Below are 14,252 nucleotides of genomic sequence, written 5' to 3' on the forward strand. Positions count from 1 at the left end.
TACCTGGCTCCTGAACCAGCGGCTGCACGAGTATGGTCTGGTGGTCCCCATCCAGCGTGCGGTGCGCGAGCGGGGCGTGCCCTATGTGGGCTGGAGCGCCGGCTGCAACGTGGCCACCCCCAGCATCCGCACCACCAACGACATGCCGGTGTGCAGCGCCGTCGTGCTGCCTGCGCTGGGGCTCTTCCCCGTGCAGATCAACCCCCACTATCTGGACGCCAGCATCAGCGGCCACATGGGGGAGACCCGGGACGAGCGTCTGGCCGAATTCTGCGCCATCAACCCGAGCGAATCCGTGGTGGCCCTGCGCGAGGCGAGCCTGTTGCAGATCGGCAGCGATCACATCGAGTACTGGAGTGCCCGGAGCGAGACCTTCAAGATCTTCAAGCACGGCGAGCCCATCCGGGAATACGGGGACGCTGCGCCTCTGGCAGCGCTCACCCCCTTCACGCCGACACGCTGATCCTGCCAAACGACAGAGGGATGGCCTGCGCCATCCCTCTTTCTTTGTTGCTCGCCCCTTCGTGATTCACTCCAGAATGGCCATCTCCTCCCGAGAGCCGCTGCGCCCGGGAGCCCTCAGCAACACCACCAGCGGCACGGCGCACAGGCTGACCCACATCATCAGGCGAAAATCCTGCAGGTAGGCGAGCAGGCTGGCCTGCCGGGTCACCTCGCCGTTGATCATGGCCAGCCCCTTCGGCGTCATCAGCTCCGCCATGCCCCCGCCCTGATGCAGGTTGACATTGAACGGGGTGATGTAGGCGGCGAACGCCTCGTGGTTCATCTGGGATCGCTGGGCCAGATAGGTGATCACCACCGAGATGCCGATGCTGCTGCCGATGTTGCGCACCAGGCTGAACAGCGCCGTCCCCTCGTTGCGATAGCGCGGCGCCAGGGTCGCAAAGGTGATGGTGGAGAGTGGCACGAAGATGAAGCCGAGCCCCAGCCCCTGGATGATGCCGGTGCGCACTATGTCCCAGCTGCCGATGTCCGTGTTGAACAGGGTCATCTCCCACATGGAGAAGCTGGTGAGCAGCAGCCCTGACAGGATGAGGTAACGGGCGTCCACCCGGCCCGACAGCCTGCCCACCAGCATCATGGCAACCATGGTGCCCACCCCGCGCGGGGCGAGCAGGTAACCCACGTCGATCACCGGGTAACCCATCAGCCCCTGCATGAAGGGAGGCAGCAGCGTCATGGTCGCCAGCAAGATGATGCCGACGATGAAGATGAAGAGCAGACCGACGCTGAAGTTGCGATCCCGGAACAGGGCCGGTTCTATGTAGGGGTGCGGGTGGGTGAAGATATGCACCACGAAGAGGTAGAACGCCATCACCATCAGGATGGTCTCGATGACGATCTCCCGGCTGGCGAACCAGTTCTGGGACTCTCCCCTGTCCAGCGCCATCTGCAACGCCCCGATGCCGAGACTCAGCAGGGCGAACCCCAGCAGATCGAAGCGGCGGCTGGCATCGATCTTCGTCTCCTCGATGAAGGCGGCAAGCCCGAACCAGGCCAGCAGGCCGAACGGCAGATTGATGTAGAAGACCCAGCGCCAGTTGTAGTACTCGGTGAGCCAGCCCCCCAGCGAGGGCCCCAGAATGGGGCCCACCATGACCCCTATCCCCCAGAGCGCCATGGCGGAGCCGTGCTTCTCTGGCGGATAGGTGTCCAGCAGCACCGCCTGTGAGAGGGGCACCAGACTGGCACCGAAGATCCCCTGAAGCAGGCGGAACAGCACTATCTGATCCAGGCTCTGGGCCGCGCCGCACAGCATGGAGGCAACGGTAAAGCCCGCCACCGACCACATGAACAGCCTTTTGCGGCCAATTCTTGCCGAGATGAAACCGGTCAGCGGCATGAAGATGGCGGCCGCGACTATGTAGGAGGTCAGCACCCAGGAGATCTGATCCTGGGTGGCGCCCATGGCCCCCTGCATATGGGGCAGGGCGACGTTGGCGATGGTGGTGTCCAGCGCCTGCATGATGGTGGCCAACATCACCGACAGGGTGATGAAGCCACGTCGGGAGCTCTGATCCACCCCCTGATGGCTTTGCGTCGTCATATTAACCTCAGAATGACCAGCCCAGCAGGCTGCGTTTGTGGCCGGTGTCTATCTTGGTGATGGCGCTCAGGCCAGCGCGCAGAGTGGGCCCGGAGGCCATTTCGTCCAGCTTGATGCGCACCGCGACTCGCTGGGCGATCTTGACCCAGTTGCCGGTGGCATTCTGGGCCGGGATCACCGAAAACTCGGAACCGGTGGCCGGGCTCAGGCTCTCCACCACCCCGTGCCAATGGGCATCCGGGTAGGTGTCCAGGCTGATCTCCACCTCCTGCCCCGGCTGAACATGGGTCAGCTCGGTTTCGGTGAAGTTCGCCTCTATCCAGGGGCTGTCGGTCTCTACCAGCATCATGGCGGTCATGCCGACGATGCTGTACTGGCCCGGCTTGGGCAGCTGGCTGGCGATGCCGTTGGCGGGGGCGTAGATCTTGGTGCGGGCGAGATCCAGCTTGGCCTTGGCGAGCTCGGCGGCGGCCTCCTGATAGGCGGGCTGCTGCTCCACCGGCAGGTTGACGTCGCCGTTCAGGGAGGCCTCTATCTTCTTGAGCCCCTCCTCCAGCGCCACCTGTTGCTGGGCGGTCTGTATGGTGAGCTGACGGGCATCGTCATAGTTGGCGGTGGAGGTGAAGTGTTTGGCCACCAGATCCGCCTGGCGATGCTCCTCCTTCAGGGCATAGGCATGGCGGGTGCGTGCCACGGCGATCTCCGCCTGCTGGCCGCGATAACTGGTCTGCAGCGCCACCAGATCGGTGCGCACCTTGGCGAGCTCCGCCTCGGCCTTGGTTACCGCCACCTGGAAGGTCTCGGGATCCAGCTCGAACATCAGCTGACCGGCCTTGACCTGCTCGTTCTCATTCACATAGACCTTGGCCACCCGGCCCAGCACCTCGGTACTGATGGGCACCTTGTCCGCCTTCACATAGGCGTTGTCGGTCTCGACATAACGGCCACCCAGCATGTAGATGGCACCTATGCCGAGCAGGGCCAGGGCCGGTACCACCACCAGCAGAAGCAGACGGGTCCGGCGGCGGTTCGTCACCGGCGTTTGGGGAGGGGAAGATTCGGCATTCATAGAAACACTCCACATTCAATGCTGATAAAGATGAGATCAATACTTCGATAGATTGTCGCGCAGGGTCTTGAGGGCGTCGCAGAGGGCGCGGGTGCCCGCCTCCCCCAGCTCACCGATGGCGTGCTGATGCACCACAGCGGAGGCCTGCTTGATCTTCTCGAGATAGGGTTCCGCCCCCTCGGTCAGGAACAGCTGATGGGCACGCCTGTCGTTGGGGTCGTTGCGCCGCTCCACCAGACCGTTGTCGGCCATCTGATCGAGCTGGCGCGCCAGCGTGATGGGCTGGATGTCCAGCCGCTCGGCGAGATCCACCTGGCGTATGCCCTCGCTGCGTGCAATGTGCACCAGAGCCCTGGCCTGGGCCAGGGTGAGGCAGCTTCCCTCCAGCTGCTGCTGGAACTGGCGGCGCATCAGACGCTGGACGTCGCCGATGAGAAAGCCAAGGGTGTCCGGTTGTTTGTTCATGATATGCAATCCATATAGTAAGCCTTACTTATTATATGCAAAGCGTATCCATGTGCAAGCTGGCCCCGGCCGCCGTTTGGGTTCATGCTGGGTGCCACCACCTCAACGGCAGGAGACACGTCATGGATATCAGGATGGAGCGGGACAGCCTGGGGGAGATAGCCGTCCCGGCGGACAGGCTCTGGGGGGCCCAGACCCAGCGCTCCCTGCATCACTTCAACATCTCGGGGGAGCGCCAGCCCATGGAGATCATCCATGCCCTGGCCCGCATCAAGTCCGCCTGCGCCCGGGTCAACCACGCCCTGGGGCTGCTCCCCGCCCGCAAGGCCCAGGCCATCATGGCCGCTGCCGACGAAATCCTGTGCGGCCTGCACGACGCCGAGTTTCCCCTGATGGTGTGGCAGACCGGCTCCGGCACCCAGACCAACATGAACCTCAACGAGGTGCTGGCAAACCGGGCCAGCGAACTGCTCGGCGGCCCCCGGGGGGAAGCGCGGCTGGTGCATCCCAACGACGAGGTAAACAAGAGCCAGTCCAGCAACGATGTCTTCCCGAGCGCCATGAACCTGGCGGCGGTCACCGCCATCACGCAGCGGTTGCTGCCGGCCCTCGCTGCCCTGAAGCAGACCCTGGCAGGCAAGGCCGCCGCCTTCGACCACATCGTCAAGATTGGCCGCACCCATTTGCAGGATGCCACTCCCCTCACCCTGGGCCAGGAGATCTCCGGCTGGGTCGCCCAGCTTGAACAGGGGGAGCGCCATCTACGGGCCGCCCTGCCCCATCTGTGCGAGCTGGCGCTCGGCGGCACCGCCGTGGGCACCGGCCTCAACTGCCCTCCCGGCTTTGCCGAGGCGGTGGCCAGAACCCTGGCCGAGCAGACCGGCCTGCCGCTCATCAGCGCCCCCAACAAGTTCGAGGCCCTGGCGGCGAGTGACGCCCAGGTTCACGCCCACGGTGCCCTCAAGACGCTGGCAGCCTCCCTCATGAAGATCGCCAACGACGTGCGCTGGCTGGCGAGCGGCCCCCGAAGCGGGCTGGGGGAGCTGCTCATCCCCGAGAACGAGCCCGGATCCTCCATCATGCCCGGCAAGGTCAACCCGACCCAGAGCGAGGCGCTCACCATGCTGTGCGCCCAGGTGATGGGCAACGATGTGGCCATCAACATCGGCGGTGCCAGCGGCAACTTCGAGCTCAACGTGTTCAGGCCGATGATCGCCTACAACGTCCTGCAGAGCGTGCGGCTGCTGGGGGATGGCATGCAGAGCTTCCACGACCACTGCGCCGTCGGCATCACCCCGAACCAGGCCAGGATCGACGATCTGCTCTCCCGCTCCCTGATGCTGGTGACGGCCCTCAACCCCCATATCGGCTATGACAAGGCGGCCGAGATCGCCAAACGGGCGCACCATCAGGGGCTGAGTCTGCGGGAGGCGGCCATTGCCTCGGGCCACCTCAGCGCGGAGCAGTTCGATGCCTGGGTGATCCCCGCTGACATGGTGGGCCGCACGCCATAAGGCAGCGCAGCGCACGGCAATCCCATACCCGGGGCATACCACCGCAGGTGGCGGGGCGCAGCAAATAGGGACAGTGATGGGCAACAAAGATGAAAAGGGCGCCATGGCGCCCTTTTCATTGCAGATCTGCCGTCAGGTCTTGCTCTGGCAGTTGAACATCCAGTGGGTGCCGAACTTGTCCACCAGGGATCCGAAATAGTCACCCCAGAACATCTCCGCCAGCGGCATCTCCACCTTGCCTCCCTCGGCCAGGGCTGCGAACAGGCGATCGGTCTCGCCCCGGCTGTCCGGCTCCAGGTTGAGGTAGCTGTTGTTGCCCTGCACCAGGGTGAACCCCATGCTGGCCGGAGCATCCGTGCCCATCAGCACGTGGCCCCCGAGGATGGGCAGGGCCACATGCATCACCAGCTCCCCGTCTTCCTCCGACAAAGGGGGCTGGCCCGGGCAGCCCGGGGACTCCTTGAACCTGTGAATGGGGCCGCTGAAGTCACCGCCGAACACTTCGCGATAGAAGAGGAAGGCAGCCTCCGTCTCCCGGGCAAAATTGAGATAGGTACTGACACGCGCCATGGGTTTCTCCTTGTCACCGATAGCTGGCCCCTGTGGCCAGCTAACAGCATAGAAGAGCACGGGGCACCGTCAGGTGGCGATCCGGTCCCCCTCCCCGTATGGGGAGCCGTGATCACCGCCCCGCCTCGGTCTAACCCCCAAAAGTGCAACCACATTTACAAGAGGTTGCACCTCACATCAGCATTCATAAGATGCATTGCCAACCCATTAATAATGCTGTGAAAAGCGGACAAGCGGCGGGCTTGAAAGGAGCCTGATAGAGACCGGATTCATGGAAGAATTCAACAATGTAACCAATACATTAAAATTTCTTGCTTGAAGGTTGCACCTGGTTGCACCATCATCGGCGAAATTTAACCGTCCGGTAATATTGTTACCTTCTAGACACAGGAAGTCCCATGGCCACTACCACCCTCGGCGTCAAACTCGATGAAGCGACCCGCGACCGCCTCAAACAGGCTGCGCAGACCCTGGATCGCACTCCCCACTGGCTGATCAAGCAAGCCATCTTCACCTATCTGGAGCAACTGGATCGCGGTCTGACCCCGCCCGAGCACTCCGGGCTGGCTGCCGCCGCCGGGGAAGAGGCCGTCGAGACCCTGACCGAGCAGGGCATCCAGGTCTTCCTCGAGTTTGCCGAGAGCATTCTGCCCCAGTCCGTGCTGCGGGCCGCCATCACGGGGGCTTATCGCCGCCCCGAGACCGAAGCCGTCCCCATGCTGCTGGAGCAGGCCCGTCTGCCCAAGGAGAAGGCTGACGCGACCCAGAAGCTGGCCATGGGCATCGCCGAGAAGCTGCGCAACCAGAAGAGCGCCAGCGGCCGTCAGGGCCTGGTCCAGGGGCTGCTTCAGGAGTTCTCCCTCTCCTCCCAGGAAGGGGTGGCCCTGATGTGCCTGGCGGAGGCGCTGCTGCGCATCCCCGACAAGGCGACCCGGGATGCCCTCATCCGCGACAAGATAAGCGGCGGCAACTGGAGCCAGCACCTGGGCCAGAGCACCTCATTGTTCGTCAACGCGGCCTCCTGGGGTCTGCTCATCACCGGCAAGCTGGTGGCCACCCACAACGAGGCGGGCATGAACAGCTCCCTCAAGGGACTCATCGGCAAGGGGGGTGAGCCGCTCATCCGCAAGGGCGTCGACATGGCGATGCGCCTGATGGGTGAGCAGTTCGTCACCGGCGAGACCATCGCCGAGGCGCTGGCGAACGCAGGCGGCATGGAGAGCAAGGGGTTCCGCTACTCCTACGACATGCTGGGGGAAGCGGCCCTGACCGAGGAGGACGCCAAACGCTATCTGGCCTCCTACGAGCAGGCCATCCACGCCATCGGCAAGGCCTCCCACGGTCGCGGCATCTACGAGGGGCCGGGTATCTCCATCAAGCTCTCCGCCCTGCATCCGCGCTACAGCCGCGCCCAGTACGATCGCGTCATGGAGGAGCTCTATCCCACCTTGCTGGGCCTGACCCAGCTCGCCAGGCAGTATGACATCGGCATCAACATCGACGCCGAGGAGGCCGATCGGCTGGAGATCTCCCTCGATCTGCTGGAGAAGCTCTGCTTCGATCCGTCCCTCGCCGACTGGAACGGCATCGGCTTCGTCATCCAGGCCTACCAGAAGCGCTGCCCCTATGTGATCGACTACGTCATCGATCTCGCCAAGCGCAGCCGTCACCGCCTGATGATCCGTCTGGTGAAGGGCGCCTACTGGGACAGCGAGATCAAGCGCGCCCAGCAGGAAGGGCTGGAAGGCTACCCGGTCTACACCCGCAAGCCCTACACGGATGTCTCCTACCTCGCCTGCGCCCGCAAGCTGCTGGCGGTGCCCGAGGCCATCTATCCCCAGTTCGCCACCCACAACGCCCACTCCCTGTCTGCCATCTATCAGCTGGCGGGTCAGAACTACTACCCGGGCCAGTATGAGTTCCAGTGCCTGCACGGCATGGGTGAACCGCTCTACGAACAGGTGGTCGGCAAGGTGGCCGACGGCAAGCTGGGTCGCCCCTGCCGCATCTATGCCCCGGTGGGCAGCCATGAGACCCTGCTCGCCTACCTGGTGCGCCGCCTGCTGGAGAACGGGGCCAACACCTCCTTCGTCAACCGCATCGCGGACAACAACATCTCCCTCTCGGACCTGGTGCAGGATCCGGTGCAGCAAATCGAGCAGATGGCCGCCCGTGAAGGGACCCTGGGTCTGCCCCATCCGCGCATCCCCCTGCCCCGGGATCTCTACGGCGAGGCACGCCCGAACTCCGCAGGTCTGGATCTCGCGAACGAGCACCGCCTGGGGTCCCTCTCCGCCGCCCTGCTCGCCAGCACCAACACCGCCTATCAGGCCGTGTCCATGCTGGGTTGCGACACCGAGGCGCCGACCCAGTTCCAGCCCGTGCTCAACCCGGCGGATCACCGCGATGTCGTCGGTCAGGTGAGCGAAGCCACGGTAGCGCTGGTGGACAAGGCGCTCGCCTGCTCCCTCACGAGCGGCCAGATCTGGCAGTCCACCCCGCCAGCCGAGCGGGCCGCCGTGCTGGACAGGGCCGCCGATCTGATGGAATCCGAACTGCAACCCCTGATGGGCCTGCTGGTTCGCGAATCCGGCAAGACCTTCGCCAACGCCATCGCCGAGGTGCGCGAAGCGGTGGACTTCCTGCGCTACTACGCCGCCCAGGCGCGCAACCACTTCGCCAACGACACCCACAGGCCGCTCGGCCCCGTGGTCTGCATCAGCCCCTGGAACTTCCCGCTGGCCATCTTCAGCGGCCAGGTGTGCGCGGCCCTGGCCGCCGGCAATACGGTGCTGGCCAAGCCTGCCGAGCAGACCCCCCTCATCGCGGCACAAGCGGTGCGCATCCTGCTGGAAGCGGGGGTTCCCGCCGGTGCGGTGCAACTGCTGCCGGGCCGTGGTGAGACCGTGGGTGCGGCGCTCATCGCGGACGAACGGGTGCGCGGCGTCATGTTCACCGGCTCCACCGAGGTTGCGGGCATCATCTCCCGCAACCTGGCCGGTCGCCTCGACGCCCAGGGTCGCACCATTCCCCTCATCGCCGAGACCGGCGGCCAGAACGCCATGATCGTCGACTCCTCCGCCTTGACCGAACAGGTGGTGATGGATGTCATCTCCTCGGCGTTCGACAGCGCCGGTCAGCGCTGCTCCGCCCTGCGAGTGCTGTGCGTGCAGGATGACGTGGCGGATCGGGTGATCCGGATGCTCAAGGGCGCCATGGCCGAGTACAAGGTCGGCAGCCCCGAGCACCTCTCCACCGACATCGGCCCCGTCATCGACGCCGAGGCCAAGGCCAACATCGAGCGCCACATCAAGGCCATGGGCGACAAGGGGCGCAAGGTGCACCAGATCGCCCGCACCCAGGGGGATGCCTGCAGCCGCGGCACCTTCGTGCTGCCGACCCTGATCGAGCTCGACAGCCTGGACGAGCTGGGTCGCGAGGTGTTCGGCCCTGTGCTGCACCTGGTCCGCTACCCGCGCACCCGGCTCGGGGAGCTGCTCGAGCAGATCAACGGCAGCGGTTACGGCCTGACCCTGGGTGTTCATACCCGCATCGACGAGACCATCGCCCAGGTGGTGAACGTGGCCAAGGTGGGCAACCTCTACGTCAACCGCAACATCGTGGGCGCCGTGGTCGGGGTGCAACCCTTCGGTGGGGAAGGGCTTTCCGGCACCGGTCCCAAGGCCGGTGGCCCGCTCTACATGTATCGCCTGCTCGGCGCCCGTCCCCAGGAGGCGGTGGCCAACCAGCTGCACCAGGAGTCCGGTGCCCTGCACGCCGAGGCGAAAGCCCCCCTCGTGGCCCTGCGCGACTGGGCGAGCAAGCAGGATCCGGCCCTCGCCGCCCTGTGCGATCACTACGCCGCGCTCTCCCAGAGCGGCCGTACCCAGCTGCTGACCGGCCCCACCGGCGAGCGCAACAGCTACAGCCTGCTGCCCCGGGAACGGGTGCTCTGTCTTGCCCAGGAGAAGGCCGACCTGCTGGCCCAGCTGGCCGCCTGTCTGGCGGTCGGCAGCCAGGTGCTGCTGCCGGACGATGCCCAGACACGCTCCCTGCTCTCTTCCCTGCCGACCGAGGTGCGGGATCCCATCGCGCTGGTGGCGGACTGGGCCACGGGGGAGACGGACTTCGATGCCTTGCTGCACCACGGCGACTCGGATCAGTTGCGGGAGGTGAGCAAGCTCGCCGCCGCGCGCCAGGCAGCCCGTAACGGCGCCATCATCGGTGTGCACGGCCTGCATCGCGGCGAGACCGACATCCCGCTGGAGCGCCTGCTCATCGAGCACGCCCTCTCGGTCAACACCGCCGCCGCCGGTGGCAACGCCAGCCTGATGACTATCGGCTAAGCGCCACATAGTGACGGAGACTCAAGCCCCGCCGATGCGGGGCTTGTTCTTTCGTCTCTGGGACACGCCCATGAAAAAGGCCGCCCTTGTCGGGGCGGCCTTTTTGTTCTCCCTTCTCCCCTCGCGGGAGAAGGGTGGGGGATGAGGGGCAACTCGCCTACACGTAATCCATAAACACCCGGGAAGTGAGCTTGGTAATGAGCTCATAGGGAATGGTGCCGATCTGGTCGGCCACCCGCTCTACCGGCAGCCCCTCACCCCAGAGCACTGCCTCGTCGCCGGCCTTGTCGGTGGCGTCGGGGCCGAGATCCACCGTGGTCATGTCCATGGAGACGCGACCCACCAGGGGCACGATGCGGCCATTGACCAGCACTGGCGTGCCGTTGGGGGCCATGCGCGGATAACCGTCGCCATAGCCGATGGCAATCACCCCGAGCCGGGTATCGCGATCCGACACCCAGTTGGCGCCATAACCCACCGGCTCGCCCGCCTTGTGATCCCGCACCGCGATGAGCTGGGTCTTGAGGGTCATCACCGGCTGCAGGTCGTAATCGGCCGCCACCGTATTAGGGAACGGCGAGACGCCGTAGAGGATGACGCCGGGGCGGATCCAATCGCAGTGGGAATCCGGCCAGGCCAGGATGCCTGCCGAGTTGGCCATGGCGCGCTCGCCCAAAAGCGGCGCGGTCAGCTGGCTGAACAAGTCGATCTGCTCGCGGGTGGTGGGTTGCTCCAGCTCATCGGAGCGGCTGAAGTGAGTCATGACATTGAACGGCTGCACCACGTTCTTGCACTTGGCGAGGCGCTCGATAAAGGCGGGCATCTCCTCGGCCCGTACCCCGAGGCGGTGCATGCCGGTATCGAGCTTGAGCCAGGCCACTACGGGGGCAGGCAGCTCCGCCTGCTCCAGCGCCTCGAGCTGCTCCCAGGTGTGCACCGCGGTCTGCAGGTTGTTGGCCGCCAGCACCGGCAGGTCGGCGGCGCTGAAGAAGCCCTCCAGCAGCACGATGGGCTTGACCACGGCGCAGGAGCGCAGCATCAGCGCCTCTTCGATGCGGGCCACCGCGTAGGCGTCCGCATCCACCAGGGTGCGGGCGACCGGCAGCAGGCCGTGGCCGTAGGCATTGGCCTTGACCACGGCAATGATCTTGCATTGGGGGGCGTGGCGTTTCACCACGGCGAGATTGTGGCGCAGGGCCGCTGTGTTGATCTGGGCGATAGCCGCTTTCATCTGTTTTCCCTTACGAGGGCATGATAATCAGGCACCGGGTGGTGTCAGCCCTCAAATCTCATCGTCTAAGGCCGGACCGGCAGAATTGTCGAACCGGGAAAACTGTTTATGGATGCCGGGAGCAGGCTCCCGACTTACTTAGTAGTCATCGTCAAACGCCGGGCCCGCGTAGTTGTCAAAACGCGAGAACTGACCCTGGAAGGTGAGCCGCACTCGTCCTATGGGACCGTTACGCTGCTTGCCGATGATGATCTCGGCGATCCCCTTGTCGGGGCTGTCGTCGTGGTAGACCTCGTCGCGGTAGATGAACATGATCAAGTCCGCATCCTGCTCGATGGAGCCGGATTCCCGCAGATCCGAGTTGACCGGGCGCTTGTCGGCCCGCTGTTCCAGGCTTCGGTTGAGCTGGGAGAGCGCCACCACCGGGCACTGCAACTCTTTCGCCAGCGCCTTGAGGGAGCGGGAGATTTCACCGATTTCCAGTGTACGGTTATCAGACAGCGCCGGAACCCGCATCAGCTGCAGGTAGTCCACCATGATCATGCTGATGCCGCCGTTGTCCCGCGCCACCCGACGGGCACGGGAGCGCACTTCGGTCGGGGTCAGGCCGGAGGAGTCGTCGATGTACATCTTCCCCTTCTCCAGCAGCAGCCCCATGGTGGAGGAGAGCCGCGCCCAATCCTCGTCGTCGAGCTGGCCGGTCCGCACCTTGGTCTGGTCGATGCGCCCCACCGAGGCGAGCATACGCATGATGATCTGCTCGGAGGGCATCTCGAGGGAGAAGATCAGCACCGGCTTGTCGGCGGTGAGGGCCGCGTGCTCGCACAGGTTCATGGCAAAGGTGGTCTTGCCCATGGAGGGACGGGCGGCGACGATGACCAGATCCGAACGCTGCAGGCCGGCGGTCATCTTGTCCAGATCGTTGTAGCCGGACGACACGCCGGTCACCCCGTTGTGGGGGGTCTTGAACAGCTCTTCAATCTTGTCGACGGTCTGCTCGAGGATGAGCTTCAGGGGCTGGGGGCCCTCGTTGGCGCTGGTGCGCTGCTCGGCGATCTGGAACACCTTGCTCTCGGCAAGATCCAGCAGATCGTTGGAGGTACGGCCCTGGGGCTCGTAGCCCGCTTCGACTATCTCGTTGGCGACCGAGATCATCTCCCGCACCACCGCCCGCTCACGCACGATCTCGGCGTAGGCACTGATGTTGGCGGCACTCGGGGTGTTCTTGGCGATCTCCACCAGATAGGCGAAGCCACCGGCCTCTTCCAGTTGCTCGGAGCGCTCGAGCTCCTCCTGCAGAGTGATGAGGTCGATGGGGTTGCCCGCATTGGAGAGGCGGGTCATGGCCTGGAAGATCAGGCGGTGCGGACGGCTGTAGAAATCCTTGTCGATCACCCGTTCGGCGACCCGATCCCAGGCCTCGTTGTCCAGCATCAGGCCACCCAGTACGGACTGTTCGGCCTCAAAAGAGTGGGGAGGTACTTTCAGCTGTTGTGTCTTGGCGTCTTTTTTCGCCGTCACTTGCTCTGCCATACACATAAAAACCGCAGCGGGAAGGGGACGGGAATTTTACAAAAGAAACCCCGCCATCGCGAGTGCTAATACGTCCCGTCATCGCATCCGGCGACAAGACGGGACCCAAGCCTCGTCAGCGTCATCCACTTCTGCGCCGCAGACCTGCCTCACAGTACGAGAAAGGGCCAGACCAGGGTCTGATCTTTCGTTCTTGCTCTTTGTTTGTTGCGCAGCCTGCGCACCGAGCGACTCGGCCGTCTGTGTCTCATGGGCGCCTCCCCTGTCGGACGACTCAATCTGTTCATGAATAATTCATGCCATCCGTGATAATCATACCAGCAAGCTGCAACACAAAAAGGGACTGGCAGCCTGCCATGCGCCTCGCTGAGCTTGCACAAGCAGAGCATGCCCCCACCTACATGAGAGTGAAAGAGTCAAAATGAAAAAGATGCTGACCCTGTTTGCCCTGATCCTGGCCATTGGCCTTGGGGCACCCATCGCCGAGGCCAAGAAACTTGGTGGCGGCAAATCCTTTGGCAAGAGCTACAAGACGGCCCCGGCCCAACCTGCGGCCAAGCCGGTCGACACCAAGAACCCGACCGTGGGCGCCCAGGCACCCAAGAAAGGCGGCATGATGGGCGGCCTGCTGGGTGGTCTGCTGGCCGGCGGCCTGTTCGCCTACCTGCTGGGCAGCGGTGCCTTCGAAGGTCTGCAAGGGATGGACTTCCTGCTGATCGCCCTGCTGGCACTGGGCGGTGTCTTCCTGTTCCGAGCCCTGCGCAGGAACAAGGCGGCAGCGGCCCAGCCACAGACGGCCTATGCGGGCTATCAACCGCCCCAGAGCGCGGCCCCCCAGCAGTTCGAGCAGAGCCACAGCGCCCCGCAGGCCACCGGTTTTGCCGACAGCGACGTGCCCTTCCGTCTGCCCCCGGGCTTTGACATGAACGGCTTCCTGGCCGGCGCCCGCGATCACTACCGCACCCTGCAAGAGGCCTGGAACAAGAACGACCTGGAGAAGATCCGCGAGTACGTGAGCCCCGAGCTGTTCGAGCACCTCAAGGCCGAACGCGCCGAGCTCTCCGGTGAGCAGCACACCGAGGTGATGTACGTGGACACCCAGCTGGTCCGTGCCGACTACGGCAGCGACTGGGCCCAGGTGAGCGTGCGCTTCAGCGGCCGCTACATGGATCGTCAGGAGCAGGTCGAGGAGGATATCAAGGAGGTGTGGCACCTCGAGCGTGATCTCGCCAAGGACAATGCCCCCTGGCATATCGTCGGCATCGAGCAGCTCTAAGGTTCAACCGACCCATTTCATCAAGGCGACCTCAGGGTCGCCTTTTTATTGCCCTCAGATCGTGTCATGCCCTATTTCGAGGCAGCTTCCCGTGGCCGGATATATTTCCCGAGAGACACAGCTGATGACATTGAAAATAAAAAGAGAGGCAGCCATGGCTGCCTCTCTTTTTTATTGGCT

At 64.3% G+C, this 14,252-nt stretch carries 10 protein-coding genes; 4 read left to right on the forward strand and 6 right to left on the reverse strand.

Annotated elements, in window-relative coordinates:
- On the forward strand, positions 1-463 hold a 463-nt coding region (gene pepE, locus AACR77_RS23145), incomplete at its 5' end, for a dipeptidase PepE (RefSeq protein WP_231563202.1).
- A gap of 66 nt (positions 464-529) precedes the next feature.
- Here the strand turns inward: pepE and AACR77_RS10270 are convergent.
- The 3 genes from AACR77_RS10270 to AACR77_RS10280 are packed head-to-tail and all read right to left on the reverse strand — an operon-like array spanning position 530 to position 3,602.
- Positions 530-2,068 carry a DHA2 family efflux MFS transporter permease subunit gene (locus AACR77_RS10270; RefSeq protein WP_042881250.1) on the reverse strand — a complete coding sequence of 513 codons (1,539 nt, stop codon included), beginning with the start codon at positions 2,066-2,068 and terminating at the stop codon, positions 530-532.
- 7 nt (positions 2,069-2,075) lie between these two features.
- On the reverse strand, positions 2,076-3,137 hold the full coding sequence (locus tag AACR77_RS10275; RefSeq protein ID WP_042881252.1) for an HlyD family secretion protein: 1,062 nt from the start codon (positions 3,135-3,137) through the stop codon (positions 2,076-2,078).
- 36 nt (positions 3,138-3,173) lie between these two features.
- Positions 3,174-3,602, reverse strand: coding sequence for a MarR family winged helix-turn-helix transcriptional regulator (locus tag AACR77_RS10280; protein ID WP_039040059.1), 429 nt, complete (start codon positions 3,600-3,602; stop codon positions 3,174-3,176).
- Between the two features lie 122 nt (positions 3,603-3,724).
- Between AACR77_RS10280 and fumC the strand changes: the two genes are divergently transcribed.
- Positions 3,725-5,116 carry a class II fumarate hydratase gene (gene fumC, locus AACR77_RS10285; RefSeq protein ID WP_042881254.1) on the forward strand — a complete coding sequence of 464 codons (1,392 nt, stop codon included), beginning with the start codon at positions 3,725-3,727 and terminating at the stop codon, positions 5,114-5,116.
- A gap of 132 nt (positions 5,117-5,248) precedes the next feature.
- On the opposite strand, the gene AACR77_RS10290 is transcribed toward fumC, so the two are convergent.
- Positions 5,249-5,686, reverse strand: coding sequence for a VOC family protein (locus AACR77_RS10290; protein WP_041211205.1), 438 nt, complete (start codon positions 5,684-5,686; stop codon positions 5,249-5,251).
- 398 nt (positions 5,687-6,084) lie between these two features.
- Here AACR77_RS10290 and putA point away from each other — a divergent pair, with 398 nt between their 5' ends.
- On the forward strand, positions 6,085-10,032 hold the full coding sequence (gene putA, locus AACR77_RS10295) for a trifunctional transcriptional regulator/proline dehydrogenase/L-glutamate gamma-semialdehyde dehydrogenase (protein ID WP_042881256.1): 3,948 nt from the start codon (positions 6,085-6,087) through the stop codon (positions 10,030-10,032).
- A 157-nt stretch (positions 10,033-10,189) separates the two neighbouring features.
- Here putA and alr read toward each other — a convergent pair whose 3' ends face one another.
- Both alr and dnaB read right to left on the reverse strand, forming a co-directional pair.
- Positions 10,190-11,263, reverse strand: coding sequence for an alanine racemase (gene alr, locus AACR77_RS10300; RefSeq protein WP_042881257.1), 1,074 nt, complete (start codon positions 11,261-11,263; stop codon positions 10,190-10,192).
- Positions 11,264-11,401: 138 nt separating this feature from the next.
- Positions 11,402-12,796, reverse strand: coding sequence for a replicative DNA helicase (dnaB, locus tag AACR77_RS10305; protein WP_039040054.1), 1,395 nt, complete (start codon positions 12,794-12,796; stop codon positions 11,402-11,404).
- 421 nt (positions 12,797-13,217) lie between these two features.
- Between dnaB and AACR77_RS10310 the strand changes: the two genes are divergently transcribed.
- Positions 13,218-14,072 carry a Tim44 domain-containing protein gene (locus AACR77_RS10310; RefSeq protein ID WP_010673257.1) on the forward strand — a complete coding sequence of 285 codons (855 nt, stop codon included), beginning with the start codon at positions 13,218-13,220 and terminating at the stop codon, positions 14,070-14,072.
- Positions 14,073-14,252: the final 180 nt, after the last annotated feature.

This window comes from Aeromonas sp. ZOR0002, assembly GCF_963866995.1.
Lineage (GTDB): Bacteria > Pseudomonadota > Gammaproteobacteria > Enterobacterales > Aeromonadaceae > Aeromonas > Aeromonas caviae.

Excerpts from the sequence above, each read along its gene's own strand:
- AACR77_RS10270 (WP_042881250.1), bottom strand. The coding sequence starts at position 2,068 with ATGACGACGCAAAGCCATCAGGGGGTGGATCAGAGCTCCCGACGTGGC.
- AACR77_RS10275 (WP_042881252.1), bottom strand. The coding sequence starts at position 3,137 with ATGAATGCCGAATCTTCCCCTCCCCAAACGCCGGTGACGAACCGCCGC.
- AACR77_RS10280 (WP_039040059.1), bottom strand. The coding sequence starts at position 3,602 with ATGAACAAACAACCGGACACCCTTGGCTTTCTCATCGGCGACGTCCAG.
- fumC (WP_042881254.1), top strand. The coding sequence starts at position 3,725 with ATGGATATCAGGATGGAGCGGGACAGCCTGGGGGAGATAGCCGTCCCG.
- AACR77_RS10290 (WP_041211205.1), bottom strand. The coding sequence starts at position 5,686 with ATGGCGCGTGTCAGTACCTATCTCAATTTTGCCCGGGAGACGGAGGCT.
- putA (WP_042881256.1), top strand. The coding sequence starts at position 6,085 with ATGGCCACTACCACCCTCGGCGTCAAACTCGATGAAGCGACCCGCGAC.
- alr (WP_042881257.1), bottom strand. The coding sequence starts at position 11,263 with ATGAAAGCGGCTATCGCCCAGATCAACACAGCGGCCCTGCGCCACAAT.
- dnaB (WP_039040054.1), bottom strand. The coding sequence starts at position 12,796 with ATGGCAGAGCAAGTGACGGCGAAAAAAGACGCCAAGACACAACAGCTG.
- AACR77_RS10310 (WP_010673257.1), top strand. The coding sequence starts at position 13,218 with ATGAAAAAGATGCTGACCCTGTTTGCCCTGATCCTGGCCATTGGCCTT.